This is a genomic window from Streptomyces monticola, assembly GCF_042665355.1.
GTDB classification, from domain to species: domain Bacteria; phylum Actinomycetota; class Actinomycetes; order Streptomycetales; family Streptomycetaceae; genus Streptomyces; species Streptomyces monticola.
The window spans coordinates 66,938-89,564 of sequence record NZ_JBHTCF010000013.1; the positions used below are offsets into that span (position 1 = coordinate 66,938).

Sequence of the window (22,627 nt, forward strand, 5' to 3'; positions counted from 1 at the left end):
CTGCTCCAGTGCGGCACACCGCGCGCCCGGTGGACCGAGGTCTCCCTTGTCCACCGGGCGCGGGCCTGTTTCACTCGGCCCATGGGGACACGCAGCCAGGCCCAACGCGACGCCATGACCGTCGAGATCGCCTACGCCCTCACCTCCGCGGCCGTCGCCGCCGCACTCGTCCTCGGCGCGCTCGCCGGGCCCGTGCTGCTCTTCGACCTGCCGGGCGGCGTCGACCACGCGCTGCTGATCGCGGCCACCGTGCTGGTTCCGCTGGTGTTCGGCGTACGCGTGGTCAGCGTGCTGGTGCGGTACCAGGAGGCCGTGGCCGCACAGGAGGAACGTACGCGGGAGGGCGCTGAGGTAGAGGGCGCCGCGGAGGAGTTCCCTCAGCCCAGCCAGCCGGGACGCACGAGCCCCGACTCGTAGGCCAGGACGACCAGTTGGGCCCGGTCACGGGCGCCCAGCTTCACCATCGTGCGGCTCACATGTGTCTTGGCGGTGAGCGGGCTGACGACCAGACGGCCGGCGATCTCCTCGTTGGACAGGCCGATGCCGACCAGGGCCATGACCTCGCGCTCCCGCTCCGTGAGCCCGGCGAGCGACTCCTCGACGGCCGGTTCCTTGGAGCGGGCCGCGAACTCGCCGATCAGACGCCGCGTCACCCCGGGCGAAAGCAGCGCGTCACCCTCGACCACCGCCCTTACCGCGCGCAGGAGTTCATCCGGCTCGGTGTCCTTGACCAGGAAGCCGGAGGCGCCGGAACGGATCGCCTCGAAGACATACTCGTCGAGTTCGAAGGTGGTGAGCATGACCACCTTGACCTGGGCCAGATCCGGGTCGCCGGAGATCGCGCGGGTGGCGGCGAGACCGTCGCGCACCGGCATCCGGATGTCCATCAGGACGACGTCGGGGCGCAGTTCACGCACCATGCGGACGGCTTCCTCGCCGTCGGCGGCCTCCCCGGCCACCTCGATGTCCTGCTGGGCGTCGAGCAGCGCCTTGAAACCGGCCCGTACCAGGGACTGGTCATCGGCGAGCAGTACGCGGATCACGTGGTCTTCTCCTCGGGCTCGGGGCGCTGCGGCAGCACGGCGAGGACCCGGAATCCGCCGTCGGGGAGCGGGCCCGCCTTGATCGTGCCACCCAGGGCGCCCGCGCGCTCCCGCATCCCGGCAAGGCCGTTGCCGCTGCCGCCCGCGTCCGCCTTGGTGGCGGGGCCGTCGTCGTCGACGGTCAGACGCACCGTCCCGTCCTCGTACACCACCCGCACGCGCGCGTGCCGCGAACCGGAGTGACGTACGACGTTGGTGAGCGCCTCCTGCACGATCCGGAACGCGGCCAGATCCGTGCCCGGCGGCAGCGCCACCCACTTCCCCTCGGCGGTGACCTCCACTGTCAGGCCGGCGCTCGCCGCCTGCTCCACGAGCTCGGGCAGCCGGTCGAGGCCGGGCGCCGGGGCGCGGGGCGCGTCACCCGGGGTGCGCAGGGTGTCCAGGACCTGGCGCACCTCGCCGAGCGCCTCCTTGCTGGCGGACTTGATGGTGGTGAGGGCGGCACGGGCCTGCTCGGGGTCGGAGTCGAGCAGGGCGAGGCCGACACCCGCCTGCACGTTGATCACCGAGATCGAGTGGGCCAGGACGTCGTGCAACTCGCGCGCGATACGCAGCCGTTCCTCGTCGGCACGCCGCTTTGCCGCCTGTTCGCGCTCGACGCGCTCCTTGGCCCACTGCTCGCGGCGGCTGCGCATCAGCTCGGCGAGCGCGACGATCGCCACCACCCAGGCGGCGACGAACAGTTCCTGCCCCCAGCTCGCCGCGGCGTCACCGCTCGGCGGCAGCCATCGGTACAGCCAGTGCGAGATCAGCAGATGGCCGGCCCACAGCATGACGAGCGCGCTCCACGCCGCGTACCGGTGCCCGGCGACCAGGGCCGCGAAGCAGCCGACGGCCACACAGACGAGCACCGGCCCATAGGGGTATCCGGCGCCCAGATAGACCATGGCCGCGGCCGCGCTGACGAAGGCGACCGGCACCGGGTGGCGGTGCCGCAGGAGCAGCACGGCCGATGCGACGAAGAGCAGCACGCGCGCGAAGACGTCGAGGTCCGCCCGTACGCCCTCCTGGCCGTGCGCCGCGAAGGTCGAGCCGAGCTGGGTGAAGACGACGAGCGCGAGCGTCGTCGCCCAGGGCAGTCGGCGCCGGTCGGCCACCACCGCCTCCCAGCGGCGCATCCCTGGCGGCCCGTCCCGCCACGGCGGCCCGCCCGATCCCTGCGGCGGGCCGTCCGGCCTGCGTGTGCGCTGCTCATCCATACCGGTCACGCTAATCGCCGGGCCCCGGCGGGGGCGTCAGCCTGGCGCAGTGATCACGGGTACTCCCCGGGGAGTACGTGACGCCCGCGCCCACCGGGCCGTACTGCCCCGTCCATCCCCGCCGCTACGGATCTGTTCAGCCCCGTCACTGCTCTGTTGAGCCCTTTTCAGGCCGGCCTGTCGCGGCTCAGCAGCCCTACGCCGCGGGCGAGTTCGGTGACGGCGTGGACGAAGAACGCCTCACGGTCCTCGACCACCCGGTTGAACTGGCCGAACACCTCGAAGGAGACCAGGCCGAACAGCTGCGCCCACGCGGCGGCGAGCGCGACGGCCGCGGCGGGCGGCAGGTCGGGCGCCACATCGGCGGCGAGCCGGTCCGCCTCGGGCCGTACGTCCTCCGAGAGCGGGGCGACACCGAGTCCCGCGCCCCGGTGCGCGTCCCTCGCGATGGAGATCAGCAGCAGCCCTACGCGCGAGGCCGGGCCGACCGTGGCCTGCGGGGCGGTGTAGCCGGGCACGGGCGAACCGTAGATCAGGCCGTACTCGTGCGGCCGGGCGACGGCCCATTCCCGCACCGCGCCGCAGACCGCCACCCAGCGCACTTCGGGGGCTGCACCGGCCTTGGCGTGCGCCGCGTCGGCCGCCTCCGCGGCCTCGCCCAGAGAGTCGTACGCATCGATGATCAGCGCGGTGAGCAGTTCGTCGCGGCTCGGGAAATAGCGGTAGAGCGCGGACGACACCATGCCGAGTTCGCGGGCCACCGCGCGCAGGGAGAGCTTCGCGGCGCCGTCCGCGGCGAGTTGGCGGCGGGCCTCGTCCTTGATGGCCGCGGTGATCTCGATCCGGGCCCGCGCCCTGGCGCCCCGCGCCTTCCCCGGCTCGCGGTCGCTCTCGCTCGCACTCTTCCCGTGGGTACTCATGGGGGCCAGTGTGCCAGAGCACTGTTCCGAACCGGGAGCGCTGCCCTCGTTGGTGAGCGGTGAACACAATCGTGAGCACTGCTCTTGCTTTAGCGCGCACGGCCGTGGAACACTGCTCTTACGTGAGAGCAGTGCTCACAGTTCGGCGCACCGCTCACTATCTGAGAGTCGGGTGACCCGCATGTCCGCACAGCGCAGCAAGGTCAAGAACCAGGCCGAGCCCCAGGCCCAGAGCCAGCCGTCCTCCCAGTCGCCGACGCCGACGCCGACTCCGAACCCGTACTACCTGCAGGCCGGCACCATCGCCGCACGGTTCAACGGTGTCATCGGCTGGCTGGCCCGCCGTGGCATCAGCCTCATGGGCTCCGCCGAGCTCTCCGTCGTGGGCCGCAAGAGCGGCAAGCTCCAGAGGATCCCGGTCAACCCGCACCGCCACGACGGCGGCCAGTACCTCGTCTCCGCGCGCGGCCACTCCCAGTGGGTGCGCAATATGCGGGCGGCGGGCGGCGGCGAGCTGCGCGTCGGCCGTAAGGTGCGCCGCTTCACCGCCGTGGAGATCACCGACGACGTGGTGAAGACCGCCGTTCTGCGCACTTATCTGGAGCGCTGGGGGTGGGAGGTGAACCAGTACTTCAAGGGCGTGACGGCGCAGTCCGGCGACGCCGAACTGCTCGCCGCGGCGCCGGACCACCCGGTTTTCCGGATCACGGTCGAGGGCTGACCTTCCGGATCAGGGTCGAGGGCTGACGGAGCCGCCCTCCGAGCCCTCCGAGCCCTCCGATCCGGCGGCCGTCCCCTCGGCCGACTCGGCACGCACCCCGGTGCGGTCGAGTGCGTGCAGGGCGCGCCGTGCCACAGGGTGGGTCCGCACGATCTCGGCGAGGGTGGTGGAACCGCGGGTGATCCGCGCGAACGCGTTCCACGCGGGCCTGAACCCGGTCAGCGCCGCGTGCAGCAGGCCGGGACGGCGCTCGAAGAGATGGAGCATCCGCCGCCCCAGGCTCATCTCCACACCGAGGCCCGCACGGATGGCGAAGGCGTAGTTGAGGGCCTGCCGGCGGGCGTCCACGGCGTCGTGCGCCTCGGCGACCCGCACGGCCCACTCCCCCGCGAGCCGCCCCGAGCGCAGCGCGAAGGAGATGCCCTCGCGGGTCCACGGTTCGAGCAGTCCCGCCGCGTCCCCGCACACCAGGACCCGGCCGCGCGAGAGCGGCGAATCGTCGCTGCGGCAGCGGGTCAGATGCCCCGAGGAGATGCTCGGCTCGAAGCCGGCGAGGCCGAGGCGGGCGATGAAGTCTTCCAAGTACCGCTTGGTGGCGGCGCCTTCGCCGCGCGCGGAGATCACGCCGACGGTCAGGGTGTCGCCCTTGGGGAAGACCCAGCCGTAACTGCCGGGCATCGGCCCCCAGTCGATCAGGACGCGGCCCGCCCAGTCCTCCGCGACCGGCGGCGGCACCGGGACCTCCACCTCAAGGCCGAGGTCGACCTGGTCGAGCTTCACCCCGACATGTGCTCCTATGCGGCTCGCACTGCCGTCCGCGCCGACCACGGCGTGCCCGAGCAGCGTCTCGCCGTCGGCCAGGACGACGGCAGCGGTGCGGCGGTCGGGCACCGCGGGGCCGTGCTGCTCGACGCGCGAGACGGTGACGCCGGTGCGCAGTTCGGCGCCGGCCTTCTGCGCGGCCTCCACCAGCTGGTGGTCGAATTCGGGCCGGTTGATCAGTCCGAAGAGCATCTGCTTCGAGCGGCGCGTACGCGCGTACTTGCCGTCGAGCGCGAACGTGACCGCGTGCACCCGGTCGCGCAGCGGCAGTTCGAAGCCGGGCGGCAGGGCGTCGCGCGAGGGGCCGATGATGCCACCGCCGCACGTCTTGTACCGCGGCAGCTCGGCCTTCTCCAGGAGGAGCACGCGGCGTCCGGCGACGGCTGCGGCATACGCCGCGGAGGCGCCCGCGGGGCCCGCGCCGACCACGATGACGTCCCACGCCTCGCGCTCCTCGCGGCCCTCCCGGCCCGCATGCTTCTCGGGGACCGCGTCGCCCGCACGCTCTTCCGGGGCCGCGTCGCCCGGATCGGCCCCCGGCTGCTCGGGCCGCTCGCCGACGGGCTCGGACGGCTCGTCGCCCGGCTCGGACCGCTCTCCGACGGGCTCGGGCCGCTCGTCGCCCGGCTCGGGCCGCTCGTCGGTCGGGTGCTCGCTCGAGTTCTCGCTGCTCACGATGGGCTGCTGCTCCGATCAGCTGTCTTCCGCCGCTGTCCACGGCATCCTACGGCGGGTACCGCACGCCTTCGCCTGTGGGAAGATCGGCCCCATATTCGAAGTGCGTATACACACCCAATACGTATCAACGTCGCACCCAACAGGAGCGTGCCCATGCCGTCGCAGCAGATCGCCGAAACCGTCTCCTCCTTGATGCCGCGCGCGCAGGCGGAGCTGGCCGAGCTGGTCGCGTTCAAGTCGGTGGCGGACTTCGCGCAGTTCCCGAAGAGCGAGAGCGAGGCCGCCGCGAACTGGGTGGCGGACGCACTGCGCGCCGAGGGCTTCCAGGATGTGGCGCTGCTCGACACCCCGGACGGCACGCAGTCGGTGTACGGCTTCCTGCCCGGGCCCGAGGGTGCGCCGACCGTGCTGCTCTACGCCCACTACGACGTGCAGCCGCCGCTGGACGAAGCGGCCTGGCAGACCCCGCCGTTCGAGCTGGTGGAGCGGGACGGCCGCTGGTACGGACGCGGCTCCGCCGACTGCAAGGGCGGCGTGATCATGCATCTGCTCGCCCTGCGCGCCCTGAAGGCCGACGGCGGTGTGCCGGTGAACGTCAAGTTCATCGCCGAGGGTTCCGAGGAGCAGGGCACCGGTGGTCTGGAGAAGTACGCCGAGGCCCACCCGGAGCTCCTGAAGTCCGACTCCATCGTGATCGGCGACAGCGGCAACTTCCGGGTCGGCCTGCCGACGGTGACCTCGACCCTGCGCGGCATGACCCTGGTGCGCGTGGAGATCGACACCCTGGAGGGCAATCTGCACTCCGGCCAGTTCGGCGGCGCGGCGCCCGACGCTCTGGGCGCGCTGATCCGGGTCCTGGACTCGCTGCGCGCGGAGGACGGTTCGACGACGGTCGACGGGCTCGACGGCGGCCAGACCTGGGACGGCCTTCAGTACGACGAGGGCGACTTCCGCAAGGACGCCAAGGTGCTCGACGGCGTCGGCCTGATCGGTGACGGCACGGTCGCCGACCGGATCTGGGCCCGGCCCGCGGTGACCGTGCTCGGCATCGACTGCCCGCCGGTCGTGGGCGCCACGCCCTCGGTGCAGGCGGGCGCGCGGGCGCTGATCAGCCTGCGGGTGCCGCCGGGCGCGGACGCCGCCGAGGCCACCAAGCTCCTTCGCGCCCACCTGGAGGCGCACACGCCGTGGGGCGCCCGGGTGCGCACCGAGCAGATCGGCCAGGGCCAGCCCTTCCGCGCGGACACCGCGAGCCCGGCGTACACGGCGATGGCCGAGGCGATGCGGATCGCGTACCCGGGTGAGGAGATGCAGTACGCGGGTCAGGGCGGCTCCATTCCGCTGTGCAACACCCTCAACGCCCTCTACCCGGAGGCGGAGATCCTCCTGATCGGTCTGAGCGAGCCGCAGGCGCAGATCCACGCGGTCAACGAGAGCGTCTCGCCGGAGGAGCTGGAGCGGCTGTCGGTGACGGAGGCCCTGTTCCTGCAGAAGTACGCGACGAGCTGAGCCGCTCTGCCGAGAGCCAAGGCCCCTCGCCCGTGGCGGGGGGCCTGCGTATGTTCCCGTCCATGAGCATCTCCCTTCCCGTGGACGTGATCGAGGTGGTCCCCCGCCTCCACCTCCTGCGCTTTCCCGTCGGTCAGGCCTATCTGTGGCGTGACGGCGCGGAGTTGACCCTGATCGACGCGGGTCCGGCGGGGGCGGGCCGTACGATCGCGGACGCCGTACGGACGCTCGGTCATGACCCCGGTGACGTACGCCGGATCGTCCTGACGCACTTCCACGAGGACCACATGGGCGGGGCGGGCGAGTTCGCCGCGCTGAGCGGGGCGCCGGTCTTCGCGCACCACCTGGACGCCCCGTTCGTACGCGGTGAAGTGCCGGGTCCGCGGCCGGTGTTGGAGGAGTGGGAGCTGCCGGTCCGGGCCGAGGCGCAGCCAACGCTCGCGGCCCACCAGAACGCACCGGCGCCGGCACCGGTCCGGGATCTCCGGGAACTGGCGGACGGGGATGTGCTCGACTTCGGCGGTGGCGCCCGGGTCGTGGCGGCGCCCGGCCACACGGACGGCAGTATCGCGCTCCATCTCCCGCACCCGGGTGTGCTGTTCGCGGGTGACGCGGTCGCGGCGTCACCCGTGGACGGCCAGGTGATGCTCGGGGTGTTCAACCTGGACCGGGAGCGTGCGCTCGCGTCGTTCCGGAAGCTGGCGGCGCTCGATACGCGAGTGGCGTGCTCCGGGCACGGCGCCCCGGTCACCGAGGATGCGGCGGCGCTGCGCGCCTCAGCCGACGGGTACGCCGCCCTCTAGGTACAGGGCGCTGCCCTGCTGTCTCGCCCGCAGCGCCCAGCGCAGCCGCTCGAAGCGCACGGGCGGAAGGAGGTGCGCGGCCTCCTGCTCGGTGACGAAGCGGCAGCCGCGCAGCTCGGGTCCGGGCAGCAGCACGCGTTCGGTGGCTCCGCTGTCGAGACGGCCGCCGTCGAAGAGCAGCCGCATCCCGCCGTAGCCGGGCGGCCGCGGCGGTTCCCAGTCGACCACCAGGAGGCTCGGCAGCCGGTCGAGTCGTATGCCGGTCTCCTCCGCGACCTCGCGCACCCCGGCCCGCGCGGGCGCCTCACCGGACTCGACGACGCCGCCGGGGAACTCCCAGCCCGCCTTGTACGTGGGGTCCACGAGGAGCACCCGGTCCTGCTCGTCGAAGAGCAGCACCCCGGCGGCGAGGGTCTCGGCGGTCGGCTCGGGTGTCTGCACGATGTCGCAGAGTCCGGCCTGTCCGTTGCGCACGGCGTCGGCGATGCGCTCGGCGGTCTCGTACGGAGTGAGGGTGCTGGTGTCGACGACATGGGCATCGGCGGTGAGCCAGCCGGCCAGCGCCGCGCGATAGGGGTCGATGTGGTCGTACGCCCATTGCCGCAGGCGCAGTTGGCCGTCCGGGCCGTCCTCCGCGCCGTCCTCGTGGGCGGCGCGGCCGGCTATCCGCTCCCGCAGGATCGTTTCCGCCGGGGCGAGCAGCAGATGCCGTACGACCACGCGGCGCGAGGCGAGCCCGCCGAAGATCTCGTCCCGGTACTCCTGCCGCAGCAGCGTCATGGGAACCACGAGCACACCGCCGACCTCGGCGAGCAGCGCGGCAGCAGTCTCGACGACGAGCCGTCGCCAGATGGGCAGATCCTGGTAGTCGCCGACCTCGTCGAGATGCTTCTGGGGCAGCAGGTGGCGCAGTCCGCCGCCGATGATCTCAGGGTCGAAGAGCGTGCTGTTCGGGATCAGTTCGATCAGTTCCCGTGCGGCGGCGGTCTTCCCCGCACCGAACGCACCGTTGATCCAAACGATCACGGTTCCCCCTCTTCTCTTGGCCCCCTGTGGCTTGCCCGCTAGACCCCACAGCGAAAACCAGCCGTTGCCAGGCAGTCCCCGTGACCTTGACGTTCCCGCTCCGAGGCGCTGCCGCGGCCTGCTTCAGCGGATCTTGGGCTCGACTGTAGAAGGCGCAGGCCGGCGGTATTCGTGCGCCCGCGGGCCGGGCTCGTGTGCCGGTGGGAGTCACGCCCGGACGGTGGGACGACCCGAGAAGGCCGGCTCGAGCGAGCCCCCAAACGCAGCGGGCCGAAACTTCCCCCGGATGCGGGTTGCCCATACCGCCCATAGCGTGATGATCGCCCCATTAACCACCAGAGGAGTGATCATGGGCGAAAACGCCATGGACAAGGCCAAGGGCAAGGCCAAGGAGATGCTCGGCAAGGTCACCGGCAACGACCGCATGGCGGCCGAGGGCAAGACCGACCAGGTCAAGGGCAAGGTCCGCGACGCGGCCGAGGACGTGCGCGAGAAGGCCGACGGCGTACGCGACTCGCTGCGCGACCGCGACGACCGGTAGCCACCTGCACGTGCCCCCTCCCGCCCACGTCGGCGGGAGGGCGGGCACCTGGGCAAGCGAGACCGCTACGGATCCGGACCGCCTGTACGCGGCGGCGCCGCTACCGCGCCTGTTACCGCGCCTCCGGGTCGATGAGGTCGGCGGCGGCCAGCCAGGCCCGGGTGGTTTCGGTGGGGGCGGAGTGCTCGGCGGCGCCGGGCAGGCTGTCGCGGATCCTTTCCGCGGCGCGCTTTTCCACGGCGCGCTCCAGTGCGTCGAGGGCGTCGACGGTTCCGGTTCCGGTCGCCATCGTGTCGATCACGCGGGCGCGGGCGTCGGCCACGGCCTTGTTGTGCTCGCCGAAGATCCGCTCGTGCATCGCGGCGAACCGCTGCGGGCCCTTCTCCGGAACCCCCATGGGCACTCCCTCACTGTCGCAACCGAACGGACAAGCTTCCCAAACCTCGCCCCTGTTGCGGCATGTTATCGACAGGGCGTACACCGCAGCGATCTTGTGCCGGCACGGGCCACCGCCACGCCCTTGCCGGGCAAGCCCCCGCCGTACGGGCAAGACCCGGCCGTACTGGGGGTACGGCCGGGCCGGTTCCGGTGCCTGTGCGGCTATGTGCCGATGTAGTCGCCTGCCCACGTGGCTACTTGAGATTCCACTGGCCCGACTCGTCCGCGAAGCCTGAGTCCATCGCGAACTGCGCCGTGACGGGCTTGGCGCCCTTGGGGACCTCGAACACGACCCAGCCCAAGGCCTTCGCGCCGGGCCGGAGTTTCACGTCCGACGACATCGACGGGCCCGCGGTGATGTCCGCGAAGGTCGACTCGAACTGCTGACCCTTCGCGTCGGCGAGCTGTGCGCCGTTCTGGGGGCTGTCCGCGTAGGGCTTGCCGCCGGTGTTGACCAGCTGGAACTGGACGCCCACCGAGCGGTTTCCGGCCTGCGGCGAGGAGAACTCGTCACCGCTCTTGGCGGGGTCGGCGACCTTGACGACGGTGACGTCGAGTTCGCTGCCCTCTTCCATCCCGCTGAGGGCCAGGGTGTCACCGACCCCCGCGTCCTTGTCCTTGGCCTCGGCCTCGCCCTTTTCCTCGGACGTGCCCTCTCCCTTGTCCTTGGCCTTCTCGGCCGTCGACCCCTTGGGCTTGGTGTCGACGGATGCGGTGCCACCGCAGGCCGTTGCGGCGGTGAGCAGACCGGCCACCAGAACAGTGGCCGTGATGATGCGCGTACGGATGCGCATGGACCCCCCAGGGCTCTTACGAGTACATGTGAAGGACTCGTGAACACCCCGTGTGGTTGCACGGCACATCTCACGGTTTCTTGGAACGGGCTCCGTCGCAGCTCAGGCTGATCGTGATCAATGCTGTGGAGGCCTTGGGCAGTGTCGACGGGCACCGGCGGGCCGCCCATGCCGCCGGACCCGCTCTGTACGCCCTCAGCGGCGGCTGAGGCTGGAGTGCCGTACGACCAGCTCCGGTTGGAGGATGACGTGCTGGTGCTCGTGGTCCTCGGCCTGTGTGTCCGTCTCCTGGAGGAGGAGGTCCGCCGCCATCGCTCCCATGGTGAGGGCGGGCTGGCGTACCGAGGTGAGGGGCACCGTGGCTGCCGCGGCGAACTCGATGTCGTCGTAGCCGACGATGGCCATGTCGTCGGGGACGCCGACACCCGCGCTGTAGAGGGCCTGGAGCACGCCGAGGGCGAGCAGGTCGTTGGCGCAGAAGACCGCGGTGGGCCGGGCCGCGAGGCCGAGGAGGCGGGCGCCCGCGTCGCGTCCGGCGGCCACGTCGAGGCGCTCGGCGGGGATCTCCTGGAGCGCGGACGGCGGCAGATCCGCCTCGGCGAGTGCGGCCAGGGCGCCCTCCCTGCGGTCCTGCACCTGCTTGAGCTGCTCGGGCCCGCTGATGTACGCCAATGAGCGGTGCCCCGCCGCCGTGAGGTGGCGGATGGCCAGGGCGCCGCCGGCGACGTCGTCGACGGACACCGAGCAGCCCTCCTGCCCGCCGGCCACCCGGTCCACCAGGACGAAGGGGATGTCGTGGCGGCGGAACTCCGCCAGGTTCCGGCCGCTGGGGTCGGCGGGGGTGATCAGCACGCCGCGGACCCGCTGCTCGGCGAAGAGCGCGAGATAGTCCGCCTCCTCCTGGGGGCTCTGGGCGCTGTTGCAGAGCATCACGCCCAGGCCGGCCGCGCGGGCCGTGCGCTCGGCACCGCGGGCGACGTCGACGAAGAACGGGTTCGCCATGTCGAGCACGAGGAGCGCCATGATCCGGCTGCGGCCGGCCCGCAGTTGGCGGGCGGACTCGCTGCGGACATAGCCGAGGCGCGAGATGACGCCCTCGACATGGCTGCGGGTACGTTCCGAGACGCGCTCGGGCTGGTTGAGCACGTTGGACACGGTTCCCACCGACACCCCGGCCTCTCGGGCCACGTCCTTGATGCCGACGGTCCGTCCGTTGCTCGTCATGTGCCTCATCCGGTGTGCACCGCCATCTGTCCCCGTGTTGCGTCCCGCAGGCATCGGACCTGACGGACCCGGTTCATCCTATGGAGCCCGTCATCCTATGAAGCCCGCGGCGGGGTCTGACAGCCAGCGGGCCTCCCGCCGGGCCCCACGCCGGCCTCACGCCAGATGGAAGACCTCGGTGAGGGGACGCATGGCGGCGTCGGGGGTCCAGCCTCCCCCTCCCCCTTCTCCCGAGCCCGAGCCGGAGCCGGAGCCCGGGACCGAGCCGGGCTCCGCTTCGAAGAACTCCGCCATCTCCGCCTGCCAGCGGGCGTTCACCTCCGTGGCGTCCATCGCGGCGCGGGCCGCCTCGAAGTCCTCGGTCTCCAGGTAGCCGACGAGGAGGCCGTCCTCGCGCAGGAACAGCGAGTAGTTGTGCCAGCCGGCGCCGCGAAGGGCGTCGAGCATCTCGGGCCAGACGGCCGCGTGCCGTTCGCGGTACTCCTCGGCACGCTCGGGGCGGACCTTCAGAAGGAAACAGACGCGCTGCATGCGAGGGGACCGCCTTCCGCGGAGTGCGCTCAGAAGTCGTACTCGTCGATGTTGGACTTGTCGAAGACGGTGGGCTTGCCGAGCAGGACCACACCGTCCTTGCCGACGGTGAAGGTGCCCATGTCGCCCGCCTTGAACTTCTGGCCCTCGGCGCCGGTGATCCGCCCGGATTCCAGGGCGACGGCGGTGTGTCCGGCGAGGGCGCCGAGCTGGGCCGGGTCCCAGAGTTCGAAGGCCTCGACGGTGCCGTTCTTGACGTAGGCACGCATGTCGTTGGGAGTGCCGAGGCCGGTCAGCTTGACCTTGCCCTTGTAGCGGGAGCCGGACAGATACTGCGCCGCCGCCTTGATGCCGACCGTCGTGGGCGAGACGATCCCCTTCAGCTTGGGGTGTTCCTGCAGCAGCCCCTGGGTCTGCTGGAAGGACTTCTGGGCGTCGTCGTCGCCGTACGCGGTCGTGACGAGCTTGATGTCCTTGTACGCGGGCTTCTTCAGCTCGTCCTTCATGAACTCGATCCAGGTGTTCTGGTTGGTGGCCGTCTGGGCCGCCGACAGGATCGCGATCTCGCCCTTGCCGCCGATCTGTTCGGCGAGCAGCCGGATCTGGGTGCGGCCCAGATCCTCGGCGCTCGCCTGGGAGACGAAGACATGGCGGCAGTCCTTGTTGGTGTCGGAGTCGTACGTGACGACGCTGACGCCGTTCTTCATCGACTGCTTCAGGGCCGTGCACAGGGCGCCGGGGTCCTGCGCGGAGACGGCGATGGCGTCGGCCTGCTGCTGCGTGAGGGTGTTGACGTAGGACACCTGGCCCGAGGTGTCGGTGCCGCTGCTGGTGCCGACTTCCTTGTACGTGGAGCCGAGTTGCTCGACGGCCTTCTTGCCGCCGTTGTCGGCGGTGGTGAAGTAGGGGTTGTTGACCTGCTTGGGCAGATACGCGACGGTCAGGCCCTTCTTCAGGGGCGCCTTCGGGTCGGCGGACCCGGTGGCGGTGGCGCCGCCCTCCTTGCCGGCGGAGTCCTTGGTGGTGCCGCCGCAGGCCGTGACCCCCATGGTGAGGGCCGCGGTGACGGCGAGGGCGGCGGTGAGCCGGCGGCGTGGAGCGGTGGCGGGCATGGGGGTTCCTTTCGCTGCCTTGGGCAGGGGAGGGCCGGGAGAGAGGGGCGGTGACCGGCGGTGTGCACCGGGCTCGGTGCTACGGGAGCGAAGCCGCGGGTGGCTTGGCCGTGGGCGCGGAGGCCGTTCTCCTGCGGGCCCGGGTGTGGGCGATCCGGCGGCCGACGCGCGGGGCGAGTACGGAGATCACGAGCAGCACACCGGTGACCACGATCTGGGACTGGGCCGAGACGTTGAGCAGGCTCATCACGTTCTGCAGGGTGCCGAGCAGGAAGACGCCCGCGATGGCTCCGCCGAGGGTGCCGCGGCCGCCGTCGAAGTCGACGCCGCCCAGCAACACGGCCGCGATGACGGAGAGTTCGAGGCCGGTGGCGTTGTCGTAGCGGGCGCTGGCGTAGTGCAGGGCCCAGAACACCCCGGTCAGCGCCGAGACCAGGCCGGTGGCCACGAACATCGACAGCTTGAGCCGCTTGACCCGGACACCGGAGAACCTGGCGGCCTCCTCGGATGCCCCGATGGCGAAGAGCGAGCGGCCCGCCCTGGTCGCGTGCAGCACGACGACGGCCGCGGCGAGGAGCACGGTGAAGGGCACGGCGGCGTACGGGATGAAGGTGTCGCCGATCCGGCCCGCTCCGAAGTCGAGGTACTGCGCGGGGAAGTCGGTGACGGAGTCCGAGCCGAGCACGATCTGGGCGATACCGCGGTAGGCCGCCATGGTGCCGATGGTGACGGCGAGAGACGGCAGGCCCAGGCGGGTCACGAGCAGACCGTTGACGAGACCGCAGACCACGCCGAGCAGCAGACAGAGCGGAATGATCGTCTCGATGGCCATGCCCGCGTTCCACAGGGCGCCCATCACGGCCCCGGAGAGTCCGGCCGTGGAGCCCACGGACAGATCGACCTCACCGGCGACCACGAGCATCGTCATCGGCAGCGCGATCAGGGCGATGGGCAGGGTGTTGCCGATCAGGAACGACAGGTTCAGCGCGTTGCCGAAGTTGTCGACGAACGAGAACGAGCAGATCAGCAGCACCAGGAGCAGCGCACCGACCGCACTGTCCCAGCGCACCGCCCCACCGAGCCCGGCCAGTGGCGAGGAGCCGGAGGAGCCGGAAGAGCCGGAAGAGCCGGAAGAGCCGGAAGAGCCGGAGGAGCCGGAAGAGCCGGAAGAGGCAGTAGCGGTACGGGACTTGTGGCCCCGTGCCTCCGTCGCGGGATCAGCCATGCCGGGCACTCCTCTTCTGTGCGGCCTTCTTCCGCAGCACCCCGGCGACCCGCAGGGCCAGGATCCGGTCGACGGCGATGGCGAGCAGCAGCAGGAAGCCGTTGATCGCGGTGACCCAGACCGAGCTCACACCGATCGCAGGGAGCACGCTGTTGATGGAGGTCAGCAGGACGGCGCCGAGCGCGGCGCCGTAGACGGTGCCGGAGCCGCCGGTGAAGGCGACGCCGCCGACGACCACGGCGCTGACCACGGTGAGTTCGTAGCCGCTGCCGGTGGCGGAGTCGACGTTGCCGAAGCGGGCGAGGTAGAGGGCACCGGCGAGGCCGGCGAGGGCGCCGCACAGCACGTACGCCGTCATGATGCGGGCGCGCACCGGGACTCCGGCCAGGCGAGCCGCCTCGGGGCTGGAGCCGAGGGCGTACATGTCGCGGCCGCCGCGGTAGCTGCGCAGGTAGTAGCCCACGGCGGCCAGGACGAGTACGGCGAGCAGGGCGAGACAGGGCACCACCCACAGGCCGTCGTGGCCGAAGTCCACGAAGCTCTGCGGCAGGGCGTCCGCGGTGATCTGCCGGGAGCCGACCCAGAGCGAGTCGAGGCCGCGCACGATGTAGAGCGTGCCGAGGGTGACGACGAGCGCGGGCACCTTGCCCAGGCTGACGAGCGCCCCGTTGAGGACGCCGAACACCGCGCCGAGTCCCACCGCGAGCAGCACGGCGACGAACGGGCTGCCGCCGCCTTGCAGATGGACACCCGCCGCGAACGCCGAGATGCCCAGGACCGATCCGACGGACAGGTCGACATTGCGGGTGATCACGACCATGGCCTGGCCGACGGCGACCAGAACCAGGATGGTCGCGTTCAGCATCAGGTCCTTGATGCCCTGCTGGGACAGGAACTCGGAGTTGGACAGCTGGGTCGCGCCTAGCATCAGCACGAGCACGGCGGCCACGGCGAGTTCGCGGGCCTTGAACACCTTGTCGAGGAAGCGTCGGGCGGCGACGGACTCGGGTGCGGTCCGCTGCCGCACCGGCTCCGCTGTCACGGTCATCCCGCCGCCCTCCCCCGGCTCGACGACCGGCCCGTGGCCGCCGCCATCACGGTCTCCTCGTCCGCCTCGGCGCGCGTGAGCCCGGCGCTGAGGCGGCCCTCGTGCATGACCAGGACCCGGTCGGCCATACCGAGGATCTCCGGCAGGTCGGAGGAGATCATCAGCACCGCCACACCGTCGGCGGCCAGCGCGGAGAGCAGCCGGTGCACCTCGGCCTTGGTGCCGACGTCGATGCCCCGGGTCGGCTCGTCCACGATCAGCACCTGGGGCGCGGTGGCCAGCCACTTGGCCAGGACGACCTTCTGCTGGTTGCCGCCCGAGAGCGTGCCGACGACATCGGCCAGGCGGGCGTACTTCACCTGGAGCCGCACCGCCCAGTCCACGGCGCGGCTGCGTTCGGCGCGGCGGCTCATCAGGCCGGCTCGTGAGGTGTCGGCGAATCCGGTGAGCCCGATGTTCCGCTCGATGGACAGATCCATCACCAGGCCCTGCGCCCTGCGGTCTTCGGGTACGAGGGCGAGGCCCGCGGCCATCGCCAGGCTCGGCGCTCCGGGGCGGAGCCGGCGGCCGAGCACCTCGACTTCGCCGCCGTCGAAGCGGTCGACGCCGAACACCGCCCGTGCCACTTCGCTGCGGCCCGCCCCGACCAGGCCCGCGAGACCGACGATCTCGCCGCGGCGCACCTCGAAGGAGACATCGGTGAAGACTCCTTCGCGGGTCAACCTCCTTACGCTCAGGGCGACTTCACCGGGCTCGGTGTGCTGCTTGGGGTAGAGCTCGGCCAGTTCACGGCCGACCATGCGGCGCACCAGGTCGTCCTCGCGCAGTCCGTCGAGGGGCTCGCTGGAGATCAGGGCGCCGTCGCGCAACGTGGTGACGCGCTGGCAGAGTTCGAAGATCTCCTCCAGGCGGTGCGAGATGAACAGCACCGCCGCGCCCTGCTCGCGCAGTGTCTCGACGACACCGAACAGCCTGGCCACCTCGGAGCCGGTGAGCGCGGCCGTCGGCTCGTCCATGATCAGGACCCGGGCGTCGAAGGAGAGCGCCTTGGCGATCTCCACCAACTGCTGGTCGGCGATGGAAAGGCCGCGGGCGGGCTGGTCGGGGTCGAGGTCGACACCGAGGCGGGCGAAGAGACCGGCGGCGGCCCGCCGGACCGCGCGGTGGTCCACACGGCCGAGGGAGCGGCGCGGCTGGCGGCCCACGAAGATGTTCTCGGCGACGGACAGATCGGGGAAGAGCGTCGGCTCCTGGTAGATGACGGCGATGCCCGCGTCACGGGCGTCGGCCGGGCTGTGCAGGCCGACGGGGGTGCCGTCGAGGAGGACCGTGCCGGTGTCGGGGCGGTGCACACCGGCCAGGGTCTTGATGAGGGTCGACTTTCCGGCCCCGTTCTCCCCCGCCAGGGCGTGCGCCTCACCGGCGTAAAGGCGCAGCGAGACATCGCGCAGGGCCCGGACGGCGCCGAAGGACTTGCTCACCCCCTCCAGCGCGAGCACCGGAGTCGGCTCCGGTTCGGGGTGCGTCATGAGCTCTCCAGTGCGGTACGGATGCGGTGCGGTACGGCTGCGATACGGGAGGGGCGGGCCCGGGCGGCTGGCGCGAAGGGCGGCGACTGGCTCTGACCGTCGCTTGGAACTGAAATGTTTCAACCGAGTTGCCGGGAAGCTAGCCCGGTCGGCTTGGTGCGTCAAGAGGTCCTGCGCGAAGAGGAACTGCCCGTATCAAAGAAGGTTCTGAAACTCACCGGCCGAATGTCCAAGGTCTTGACGCTCACCACGTCCGGGTCTAGCTTCCGCTTCTGAATGAATCGATTCATCACACGAGGTGGACATGCCTGACATCGCTGCCGTGAAGGCCGCACTGACCGCCCAGCGGATCGAGACGCCGTCCTGGGGCTATGGCAACTCCGGCACCAGGTTCAAGGTGTTCGCGCAGGCAGGCGTGCCACGGACGGTGCGGGAGAAGCTGGACGACGCCGCCGCCGTCCACGAGTTCACCGGAGTGGCGCCCCAAGTGTCCCTGCACATCCCGTGGGACAGGACCGACGACTACGCGGCCCTGGCGGCGTACGCGAAGGAACGCGGCCTGGAACTCGGCGCGATCAACTCCAACACCTTCCAGGACGACTCCTACCGGCTCGGCAGCGTCTGCCACCCCGACGCCGCGGTCCGCCGCAAGGCCGTGGACCATCTGCTCGACTGCGTCGACATCATGGACGCCACGGGCTCACGCGATCTGAAGCTGTGGTTCGCGGACGGCACCAACTACCCGGGCCAGGACGATGTGGTGGGCCGCCAGGACCGGCTCGCCGAGTCCCTGTCCACGGTGTACGAGCGCCTCGGCGAGGGGCAGCGGCTGCTCCTGGAGTACAAGTTGTTCGAGCCGGCCTTCTACACCACCGACGTGCCCGACTGGGGCACGTCGTACGCACACTGTCTGCGGCTCGGCCCCCGGGCGAAGGTGGTCGTCGACACCGGGCACCACGCGCCCGGCACCAACATCGAGTTCATCGTCGCGTTCCTGCTGCGCGAGGGTCGGCTCGGCGCCTTCGACTTCAACTCGCGCTTCTACGCCGACGACGACCTCATGGTTGGTTCCGCCGACCCCTTCCAGCTGTTCCGGATCATGCACGAGGTCGCCAAGAACGGCGGACTCGCGCCGGAGACCCGGGTGGCGTTCATGCTCGACCAGTGCCACAACATCGAGGCGAAGGTCCCGGCCGTCATCCGCTCGGTCATGAACGTCCAGGAGGCCACCGCGAAGGCCCTGCTCGTGGACCTCGACGCGCTGGGCGCCGCACAGCGCGGCGGTGACGTACTGGCCGCGAACGCGGTCCTGATGGACGCGTACAACACCGACGTGCGACCGCTGCTCGCCGAAATCCGCGAGGAGCGGGGGCTCGCGCCCGACCCGGTGGCGGCCTATCTCGCCTCGGGGCGCCAGGAGCGGATCGCCGCGGAGCGGGTGGGCGGGGAGCAGGCGGGCTGGGGGGCATAGCCCTTCCGTCCGCCCCGGCCCCCTCCGACGCACCCGGCCCCGGCCCTCACTTCACCCACGCCGACCCGATGTCCCCGCCCGCCCCGAAGGAAGAACGCATGGCCTCCGCCACCCACCCCGAAGTCGCCGCTCTCCTGGCACGCTCCCACCGCCTGGGCTCCGACCCGCGCAACACCAACTACGCCGGCGGCAACGCGTCCGCCAAGGGCACCGCCACCGACCCGGTCACCGGTGGCGACACCGAGCTGATGTGGGTCAAGGGCTCGGGCGGCGACCTGGGCACCCTGACCGAGGACGGCCTCGCCGTGCTGCGCCTCGACCGGCTGCGGGCGCTCAGGGACGTCTACCCGGGGGTGGAGCGCGAGGACGAGATGGTCGCCGCGTTCGACTACTGCCTGCACGGCAAGGGCGGCGCTGCCCCGTCCATCGACACGGCCATGCACGGCCTGGTCGACGCGGCGCACGTGGACCATCTGCACCCGGACTCCGGGATCGCCCTTGCCTGCGCCGCCGACGGGGAGGCCCTGACGAAGGAGTGCTACGGCGACCGGGTCGCCTGGGTGCCGTGGCGCCGCCCCGGATTCCAGCTCGGCCTGGACATCGCCGCGATCAAGGAGTCGGCCCCGCAGGCGGTCGGGGTCGTGCTCGGCGGGCACGGCATCACCGCCTGGGGCGCCACGGCCGAGGAGTGCGAGCGCAACGCCCTGTGGATGATCAGGACCGCGGAGACCTTCCTCGCCGAGCGCGGCAAGGCGGAGCCCTTCGGTCCCCTCCGCCCCGGCTACACACCCCTGGACGCGGACAGGCGCCGCGAGCGCGCCGCTCAACTGGCGCCGCTCATCAGGGGGTTGGCTTCGCAGGACCGTCCGCAGGTCGGGCACTTCGACGACTCGGACGCCGTCCTTGACTTCCTGGCCCGCACCGAGCACCCACGGCTCGCCGCGCTCGGCACCTCGTGCCCGGACCACTTCCTGCGGACCAAGGTCCGCCCCCTCGTCCTCGACCTGCCGCCGGACGCCGAACCGGACGCGGTGACCGCGCGGTTGCGGCAGCTGCACACCGCCTACCGCGAGGAGTACGCCGCCTACTACCGGCGCCATGCCACGCCCAGCTCGCCCGCGATGCGCGGCGCGGATCCGGCCATCGTGCTCGTACCGGGTGTCGGCATGTTCTCGTTCGGCAAGGACAAGCAGACCGCGCGGGTGGCGGGCGAGTTCTATCTGAACGCGGTCAACGTGATGCGCGGCGCCGAGGCCGTCTCCGCGTACTCCCCCATCGAGGAAGCGGAGAAGTTCCGGATCGAGTACTGGGAGCTGGAGGAGGCCAAGCTGCGGCGGATGCCCAAGCCCAAGCCGCTCGCCACCCGCGTCGCCCTGGTGACCGGCGCGGGATCGGGGATCGGCAAGGCCATCGCGCACCGCCTCGCCGCGGAAGGCGCCTGCGTACTGGTCGCCGATGTCGACGCCGCGAACGCCGCCGCCGTCGCCGAGGAACTGGGCGGCCCCGACAAGGCCGTCGCGGTCACCGTGGACGTCACCGACGAGCAGCAGATCGCGGCCGCCTTCCGGACCGCGGCGCTCGCCTTCGGCGGCGTGGACCTGGTCGTCAACAACGCCGGCATTTCCATCTCCAAACCCCTCCTTGAGACTTCGGCGCAGGACTGGGACCGGCAGCACGCCATCATGGCCCGCGGCTCCTTCCTGGTCTCGCGCGAGGCCGCCCGCGTCATGACCGAGCAGGGGCTCGGCGGCGACATCGTCTACATCGCCTCGAAGAACGCCGTCTTCGCCGGACCCAACAACATCGCCTACTCCGCCACGAAGGCCGACCAGGCCCATCAAGTACGGCTGCTCGCGGCCGAGTTGGGCGCGCACGCCATCCGGGTCAACGGTGTGAACCCGGACGGGGTGGTACGCGGCTCCGGCATCTTCGCGGGCGGCTGGGGCGCACAGCGCGCGGCGACGTACGGCATCGAGGAGGACAAGCTCGGCGAGTTCTACGCCCAGCGCACCCTGCTCAAGCGCGAGGTGCTCCCGGAGCATGTGGCGAACGCGGTATTCGCCCTGACAGGCGGCGAGTTGACGCATACGACGGGGCTGCACGTCCCGGTCGACGCGGGGGTGGCGGCGGCGTTTCTGCGCTGAGCGCCCCGCGGGAAGTCCGGTATGGCAACTGCGGGTGCGTCGTGGCTGGTCGCGCCCACGCGGCGGAGCCGCATATCGACACAGCCCCACGCCCCGTGGGGCGCACTTCCCGCGGAGCGCTCAGCCGGCCTGCGCCCGTGTGCATCCGGCCCCTGCAACGGGCAGACCGTCAACCAGCCCTCTCTTACGCGGAGTTGCCACTCGTGACCACCAACCCGCCATCACCTCCGGCCCCCGGCTCGGCATTCGCCGCGGTCGATCTCGGCGCCACCAGTGGCCGGGTGATGCTCGGCCGGGTCGGCGCGGGCCGCCTCGACCTCACCGAGGTGCACCGGTTCCCCAACACGCCGGTGCGACTGCCCGACGGGCTGCGCTGGGACGTACTCGCCCTTTTCCAGGGGATCCTGGACGGGTTGCGGGCGGCGGCAGCGGCGAGTGGCCCGTCCGTGACCTCCGTCGGCATCGACAGCTGGGCCGTGGACTACGGGCTCCTGGACGGCGACGGCGCCCTGCTCGGTGCGCCGTTCCATTACCGGGACGGCCGCACCGAGGGCGCCGCCGAGCACGTATGGCCCAAGGTGGCGCCGGACGAGCTCTACCGGATCACGGGCCTGCAGCACCTGCCCTTCAACACCGTGTTCCAGCTCACCGCGGCCGCCGGAAGTGCCCAACTAGCCGCAGCACACCGTCTGTTGCTCATCCCCGACCTGCTGACCCACTGGCTGACGGGATCCGTCGGCGCGGAGCAGACCAACGCCTCCACCACCGGGCTCCTCGACGCCCGTACCGGTATGTGGTCCCCGTACCTCCTCGACCGGCTCGGCATCGACCCCGCGCTGCTGCCGCCGCTGCGCGCCCCCGGCTCTCCGGCCGGCACGCTGCTGCCGTATGCCGCCGCGCACACCGGCCTGGCGCCCGGCACCGCGGTGACCACGGTCGCCTCGCACGACACCGCGTCCGCGGTGGCCGCCGTCCCCGCCACCGAGCCGGGCTTCGCCTATATCTCGTGCGGCACCTGGTCCCTGGCAGGCCTTGAACTCGACGCGCCGGTCCTCTCGGAGGAGTCGAGGGCCGCCAACTTCACCAACGAGCGCGGCATCGACGGCACCGTCCGCTATCTGCGCAACATCATGGGCATGTGGCTCCTCGAGGAGTGCCGCCGCACCTGGGACCTGCGGGGCGAACCCTCCTCCATGCCGGAGCTGTTGGCCGCCGCCGCCCGCGCCGAGCCGTTCGCCGCGGTCATCGACCCGGACGCGCCCGAGTTCCTCGCGCCCGGCGATATGCCCGCCCGGATACGGGAGTTCTGCGCGCGCACCGGGCAGCCGGTACCCGAGAGCCGGGGCGCCCTGGTCCGCTGTGTCCTGGAGAGTCTGGCCCTCGCCCACCGGCGGGTGCTGCGTGCGGCCGCCGCGCTGGCGGGTCACGACGTCACGCGTGTCCACCTCGTCGGCGGCGGCTCCCGCAACGAGCTGCTGTGCCGGTTCACCGCCGACGCCACGGGCCTGCCCGTCGTGGCCGGGCCCGCGGAGGCCACCGCGCTCGGCAACATCCTCGTCCAGGCCAGGGCTGCCGGGCTTGTCGGCGACCGTGCGCAGATGCGGGCCCTGGTCGCTGCCACGCAGCCGCTGCGGCACTACGAGCCGAGCGGTGACCGTGCGGCCTGGGACGCGGCGGCGGCGCGGCTCGTGGCTGCGTCCGCTCGGAGCTGAGCTGGGCTGGGCTGGGCTGGGCTGATTGTCACGGCCCCGCAGAACGACGTCGGCCTGCGCGTTTCGGCGCTCCTGCC

The 22,627-nt window shown here is 71.5% G+C and carries 21 protein-coding genes; 8 read left to right on the top strand and 13 right to left on the bottom strand.

Features of this window, described 5'->3' with window-relative positions; genetic code table 11:
* Window positions 1-81: 81 nt before the first annotated feature.
* A complete protein-coding gene (locus tag ACFQVC_RS27005; RefSeq protein WP_381835317.1) occupies window positions 82-417 on the top strand; it encodes a DUF6332 family protein in 336 nt (111 codons plus the stop codon).
* On the opposite strand, the gene ACFQVC_RS27010 is transcribed toward ACFQVC_RS27005, so the two are convergent.
* The 3 genes from ACFQVC_RS27010 to ACFQVC_RS27020 form a co-directional block, all read right to left on the bottom strand.
* Window positions 378-1,043: a response regulator transcription factor gene (locus tag ACFQVC_RS27010; RefSeq protein WP_381835319.1), complete on the bottom strand. Its 666-nt coding sequence runs from the start codon at window positions 1,041-1,043 to the stop codon at window positions 378-380. The genes ACFQVC_RS27005 and ACFQVC_RS27010 overlap by 40 nt on opposite strands.
* Window positions 1,040-2,302, bottom strand: a complete 1,263-nt coding sequence (locus ACFQVC_RS27015) for a sensor histidine kinase (RefSeq protein WP_381835321.1) — start codon at window positions 2,300-2,302, stop codon at window positions 1,040-1,042. Before ACFQVC_RS27015 ends, ACFQVC_RS27010 begins: the two co-directional genes overlap by 4 nt.
* Window positions 2,303-2,469: 167 nt before the next feature.
* Window positions 2,470-3,222, bottom strand: coding sequence for a TetR/AcrR family transcriptional regulator (locus tag ACFQVC_RS27020; protein WP_381835323.1), 753 nt, complete (start codon window positions 3,220-3,222; stop codon window positions 2,470-2,472).
* Window positions 3,223-3,403: 181 nt separating this feature from the next.
* Here ACFQVC_RS27020 and ACFQVC_RS27025 point away from each other — a divergent pair, with 181 nt between their 5' ends.
* A complete protein-coding gene (locus ACFQVC_RS27025; protein ID WP_381835325.1) occupies window positions 3,404-3,943 on the top strand; it encodes a nitroreductase family deazaflavin-dependent oxidoreductase in 540 nt (179 codons plus the stop codon).
* Window positions 3,944-3,952: 9 nt separating this feature from the next.
* Here ACFQVC_RS27025 and ACFQVC_RS27030 read toward each other — a convergent pair whose 3' ends face one another.
* Entirely contained in the window at window positions 3,953-5,197 is a 1,245-nt protein-coding gene (locus tag ACFQVC_RS27030) for a geranylgeranyl reductase family protein (RefSeq protein WP_381835670.1), read from the bottom strand.
* A gap of 399 nt (window positions 5,198-5,596) precedes the next feature.
* Between ACFQVC_RS27030 and ACFQVC_RS27035 the strand changes: the two genes are divergently transcribed.
* Complete coding sequence (locus ACFQVC_RS27035; protein WP_381835327.1) at window positions 5,597-6,952, top strand: dipeptidase; 1,356 nt, start codon at window positions 5,597-5,599, stop codon at window positions 6,950-6,952.
* Between the two features lie 80 nt (window positions 6,953-7,032).
* Window positions 7,033-7,755 (top strand): MBL fold metallo-hydrolase, encoded by a 723-nt coding sequence (locus ACFQVC_RS27040; protein ID WP_381835672.1) that lies wholly within the window; start codon window positions 7,033-7,035, stop codon window positions 7,753-7,755.
* On the opposite strand, the gene ACFQVC_RS27045 is transcribed toward ACFQVC_RS27040, so the two are convergent.
* Window positions 7,729-8,781, bottom strand: a complete 1,053-nt coding sequence (locus ACFQVC_RS27045) for an NUDIX hydrolase (RefSeq protein WP_381835328.1) — start codon at window positions 8,779-8,781, stop codon at window positions 7,729-7,731. The genes ACFQVC_RS27040 and ACFQVC_RS27045 overlap by 27 nt on opposite strands.
* Window positions 8,782-9,130: 349 nt before the next feature.
* On the opposite strand from ACFQVC_RS27045, the gene ACFQVC_RS27050 reads away from it, so the two are divergent.
* Entirely contained in the window at window positions 9,131-9,322 is a 192-nt protein-coding gene (locus tag ACFQVC_RS27050) for a CsbD family protein (protein ID WP_381835330.1), read from the top strand.
* A 112-nt stretch (window positions 9,323-9,434) separates the two neighbouring features.
* Here the strand turns inward: ACFQVC_RS27050 and ACFQVC_RS27055 are convergent, their stop codons facing one another.
* From ACFQVC_RS27055 to ACFQVC_RS27090, 8 genes are all read right to left on the bottom strand, one after another.
* A complete protein-coding gene (locus ACFQVC_RS27055; protein ID WP_381835332.1) occupies window positions 9,435-9,719 on the bottom strand; it encodes a hypothetical protein in 285 nt (94 codons plus the stop codon).
* 235 nt (window positions 9,720-9,954) lie between these two features.
* Window positions 9,955-10,554, bottom strand: a complete 600-nt coding sequence (locus ACFQVC_RS27060) for a DUF4352 domain-containing protein (RefSeq protein WP_381835334.1) — start codon at window positions 10,552-10,554, stop codon at window positions 9,955-9,957.
* A 195-nt stretch (window positions 10,555-10,749) separates the two neighbouring features.
* Window positions 10,750-11,778: a LacI family DNA-binding transcriptional regulator gene (locus tag ACFQVC_RS27065; RefSeq protein ID WP_381835336.1), complete on the bottom strand. Its 1,029-nt coding sequence runs from the start codon at window positions 11,776-11,778 to the stop codon at window positions 10,750-10,752.
* A gap of 156 nt (window positions 11,779-11,934) precedes the next feature.
* Window positions 11,935-12,309, bottom strand: a complete 375-nt coding sequence (locus ACFQVC_RS27070) for an L-rhamnose mutarotase (protein WP_381835338.1) — start codon at window positions 12,307-12,309, stop codon at window positions 11,935-11,937.
* Between the two features lie 29 nt (window positions 12,310-12,338).
* Window positions 12,339-13,421, bottom strand: a complete 1,083-nt coding sequence (gene rhaS / locus ACFQVC_RS27075) for a rhamnose ABC transporter substrate-binding protein (protein WP_381835340.1) — start codon at window positions 13,419-13,421, stop codon at window positions 12,339-12,341.
* A gap of 79 nt (window positions 13,422-13,500) precedes the next feature.
* On the bottom strand, window positions 13,501-14,646 hold the full coding sequence (locus ACFQVC_RS27080; protein ID WP_381835342.1) for an ABC transporter permease: 1,146 nt from the start codon (window positions 14,644-14,646) through the stop codon (window positions 13,501-13,503).
* Window positions 14,639-15,694 (bottom strand): ABC transporter permease, encoded by a 1,056-nt coding sequence (locus ACFQVC_RS27085; protein ID WP_381835344.1) that lies wholly within the window; start codon window positions 15,692-15,694, stop codon window positions 14,639-14,641. The genes ACFQVC_RS27080 and ACFQVC_RS27085 overlap by 8 nt, the downstream gene beginning before the upstream one ends.
* Complete coding sequence (locus tag ACFQVC_RS27090) at window positions 15,691-17,223, bottom strand: sugar ABC transporter ATP-binding protein (protein WP_381835345.1); 1,533 nt, start codon at window positions 17,221-17,223, stop codon at window positions 15,691-15,693. Before ACFQVC_RS27090 ends, ACFQVC_RS27085 begins: the two co-directional genes overlap by 4 nt.
* A gap of 304 nt (window positions 17,224-17,527) precedes the next feature.
* Between ACFQVC_RS27090 and rhaI the strand changes: the two genes are divergently transcribed.
* The 3 genes from rhaI (at window position 17,528) to ACFQVC_RS27105 (ending at window position 22,550) form a co-directional block, all read left to right on the top strand.
* Complete coding sequence (rhaI, locus tag ACFQVC_RS27095) at window positions 17,528-18,694, top strand: L-rhamnose isomerase (protein WP_381835347.1); 1,167 nt, start codon at window positions 17,528-17,530, stop codon at window positions 18,692-18,694.
* Window positions 18,695-18,792: 98 nt separating this feature from the next.
* A complete protein-coding gene (locus ACFQVC_RS27100; RefSeq protein ID WP_381835349.1) occupies window positions 18,793-20,838 on the top strand; it encodes a bifunctional aldolase/short-chain dehydrogenase in 2,046 nt (681 codons plus the stop codon).
* A gap of 203 nt (window positions 20,839-21,041) precedes the next feature.
* Window positions 21,042-22,550 carry a rhamnulokinase gene (locus ACFQVC_RS27105; RefSeq protein WP_381835351.1) on the top strand — a complete coding sequence of 503 codons (1,509 nt, stop codon included), beginning with the start codon at window positions 21,042-21,044 and terminating at the stop codon, window positions 22,548-22,550.
* The last annotated feature ends 77 nt before the right edge of the window (window positions 22,551-22,627 follow it).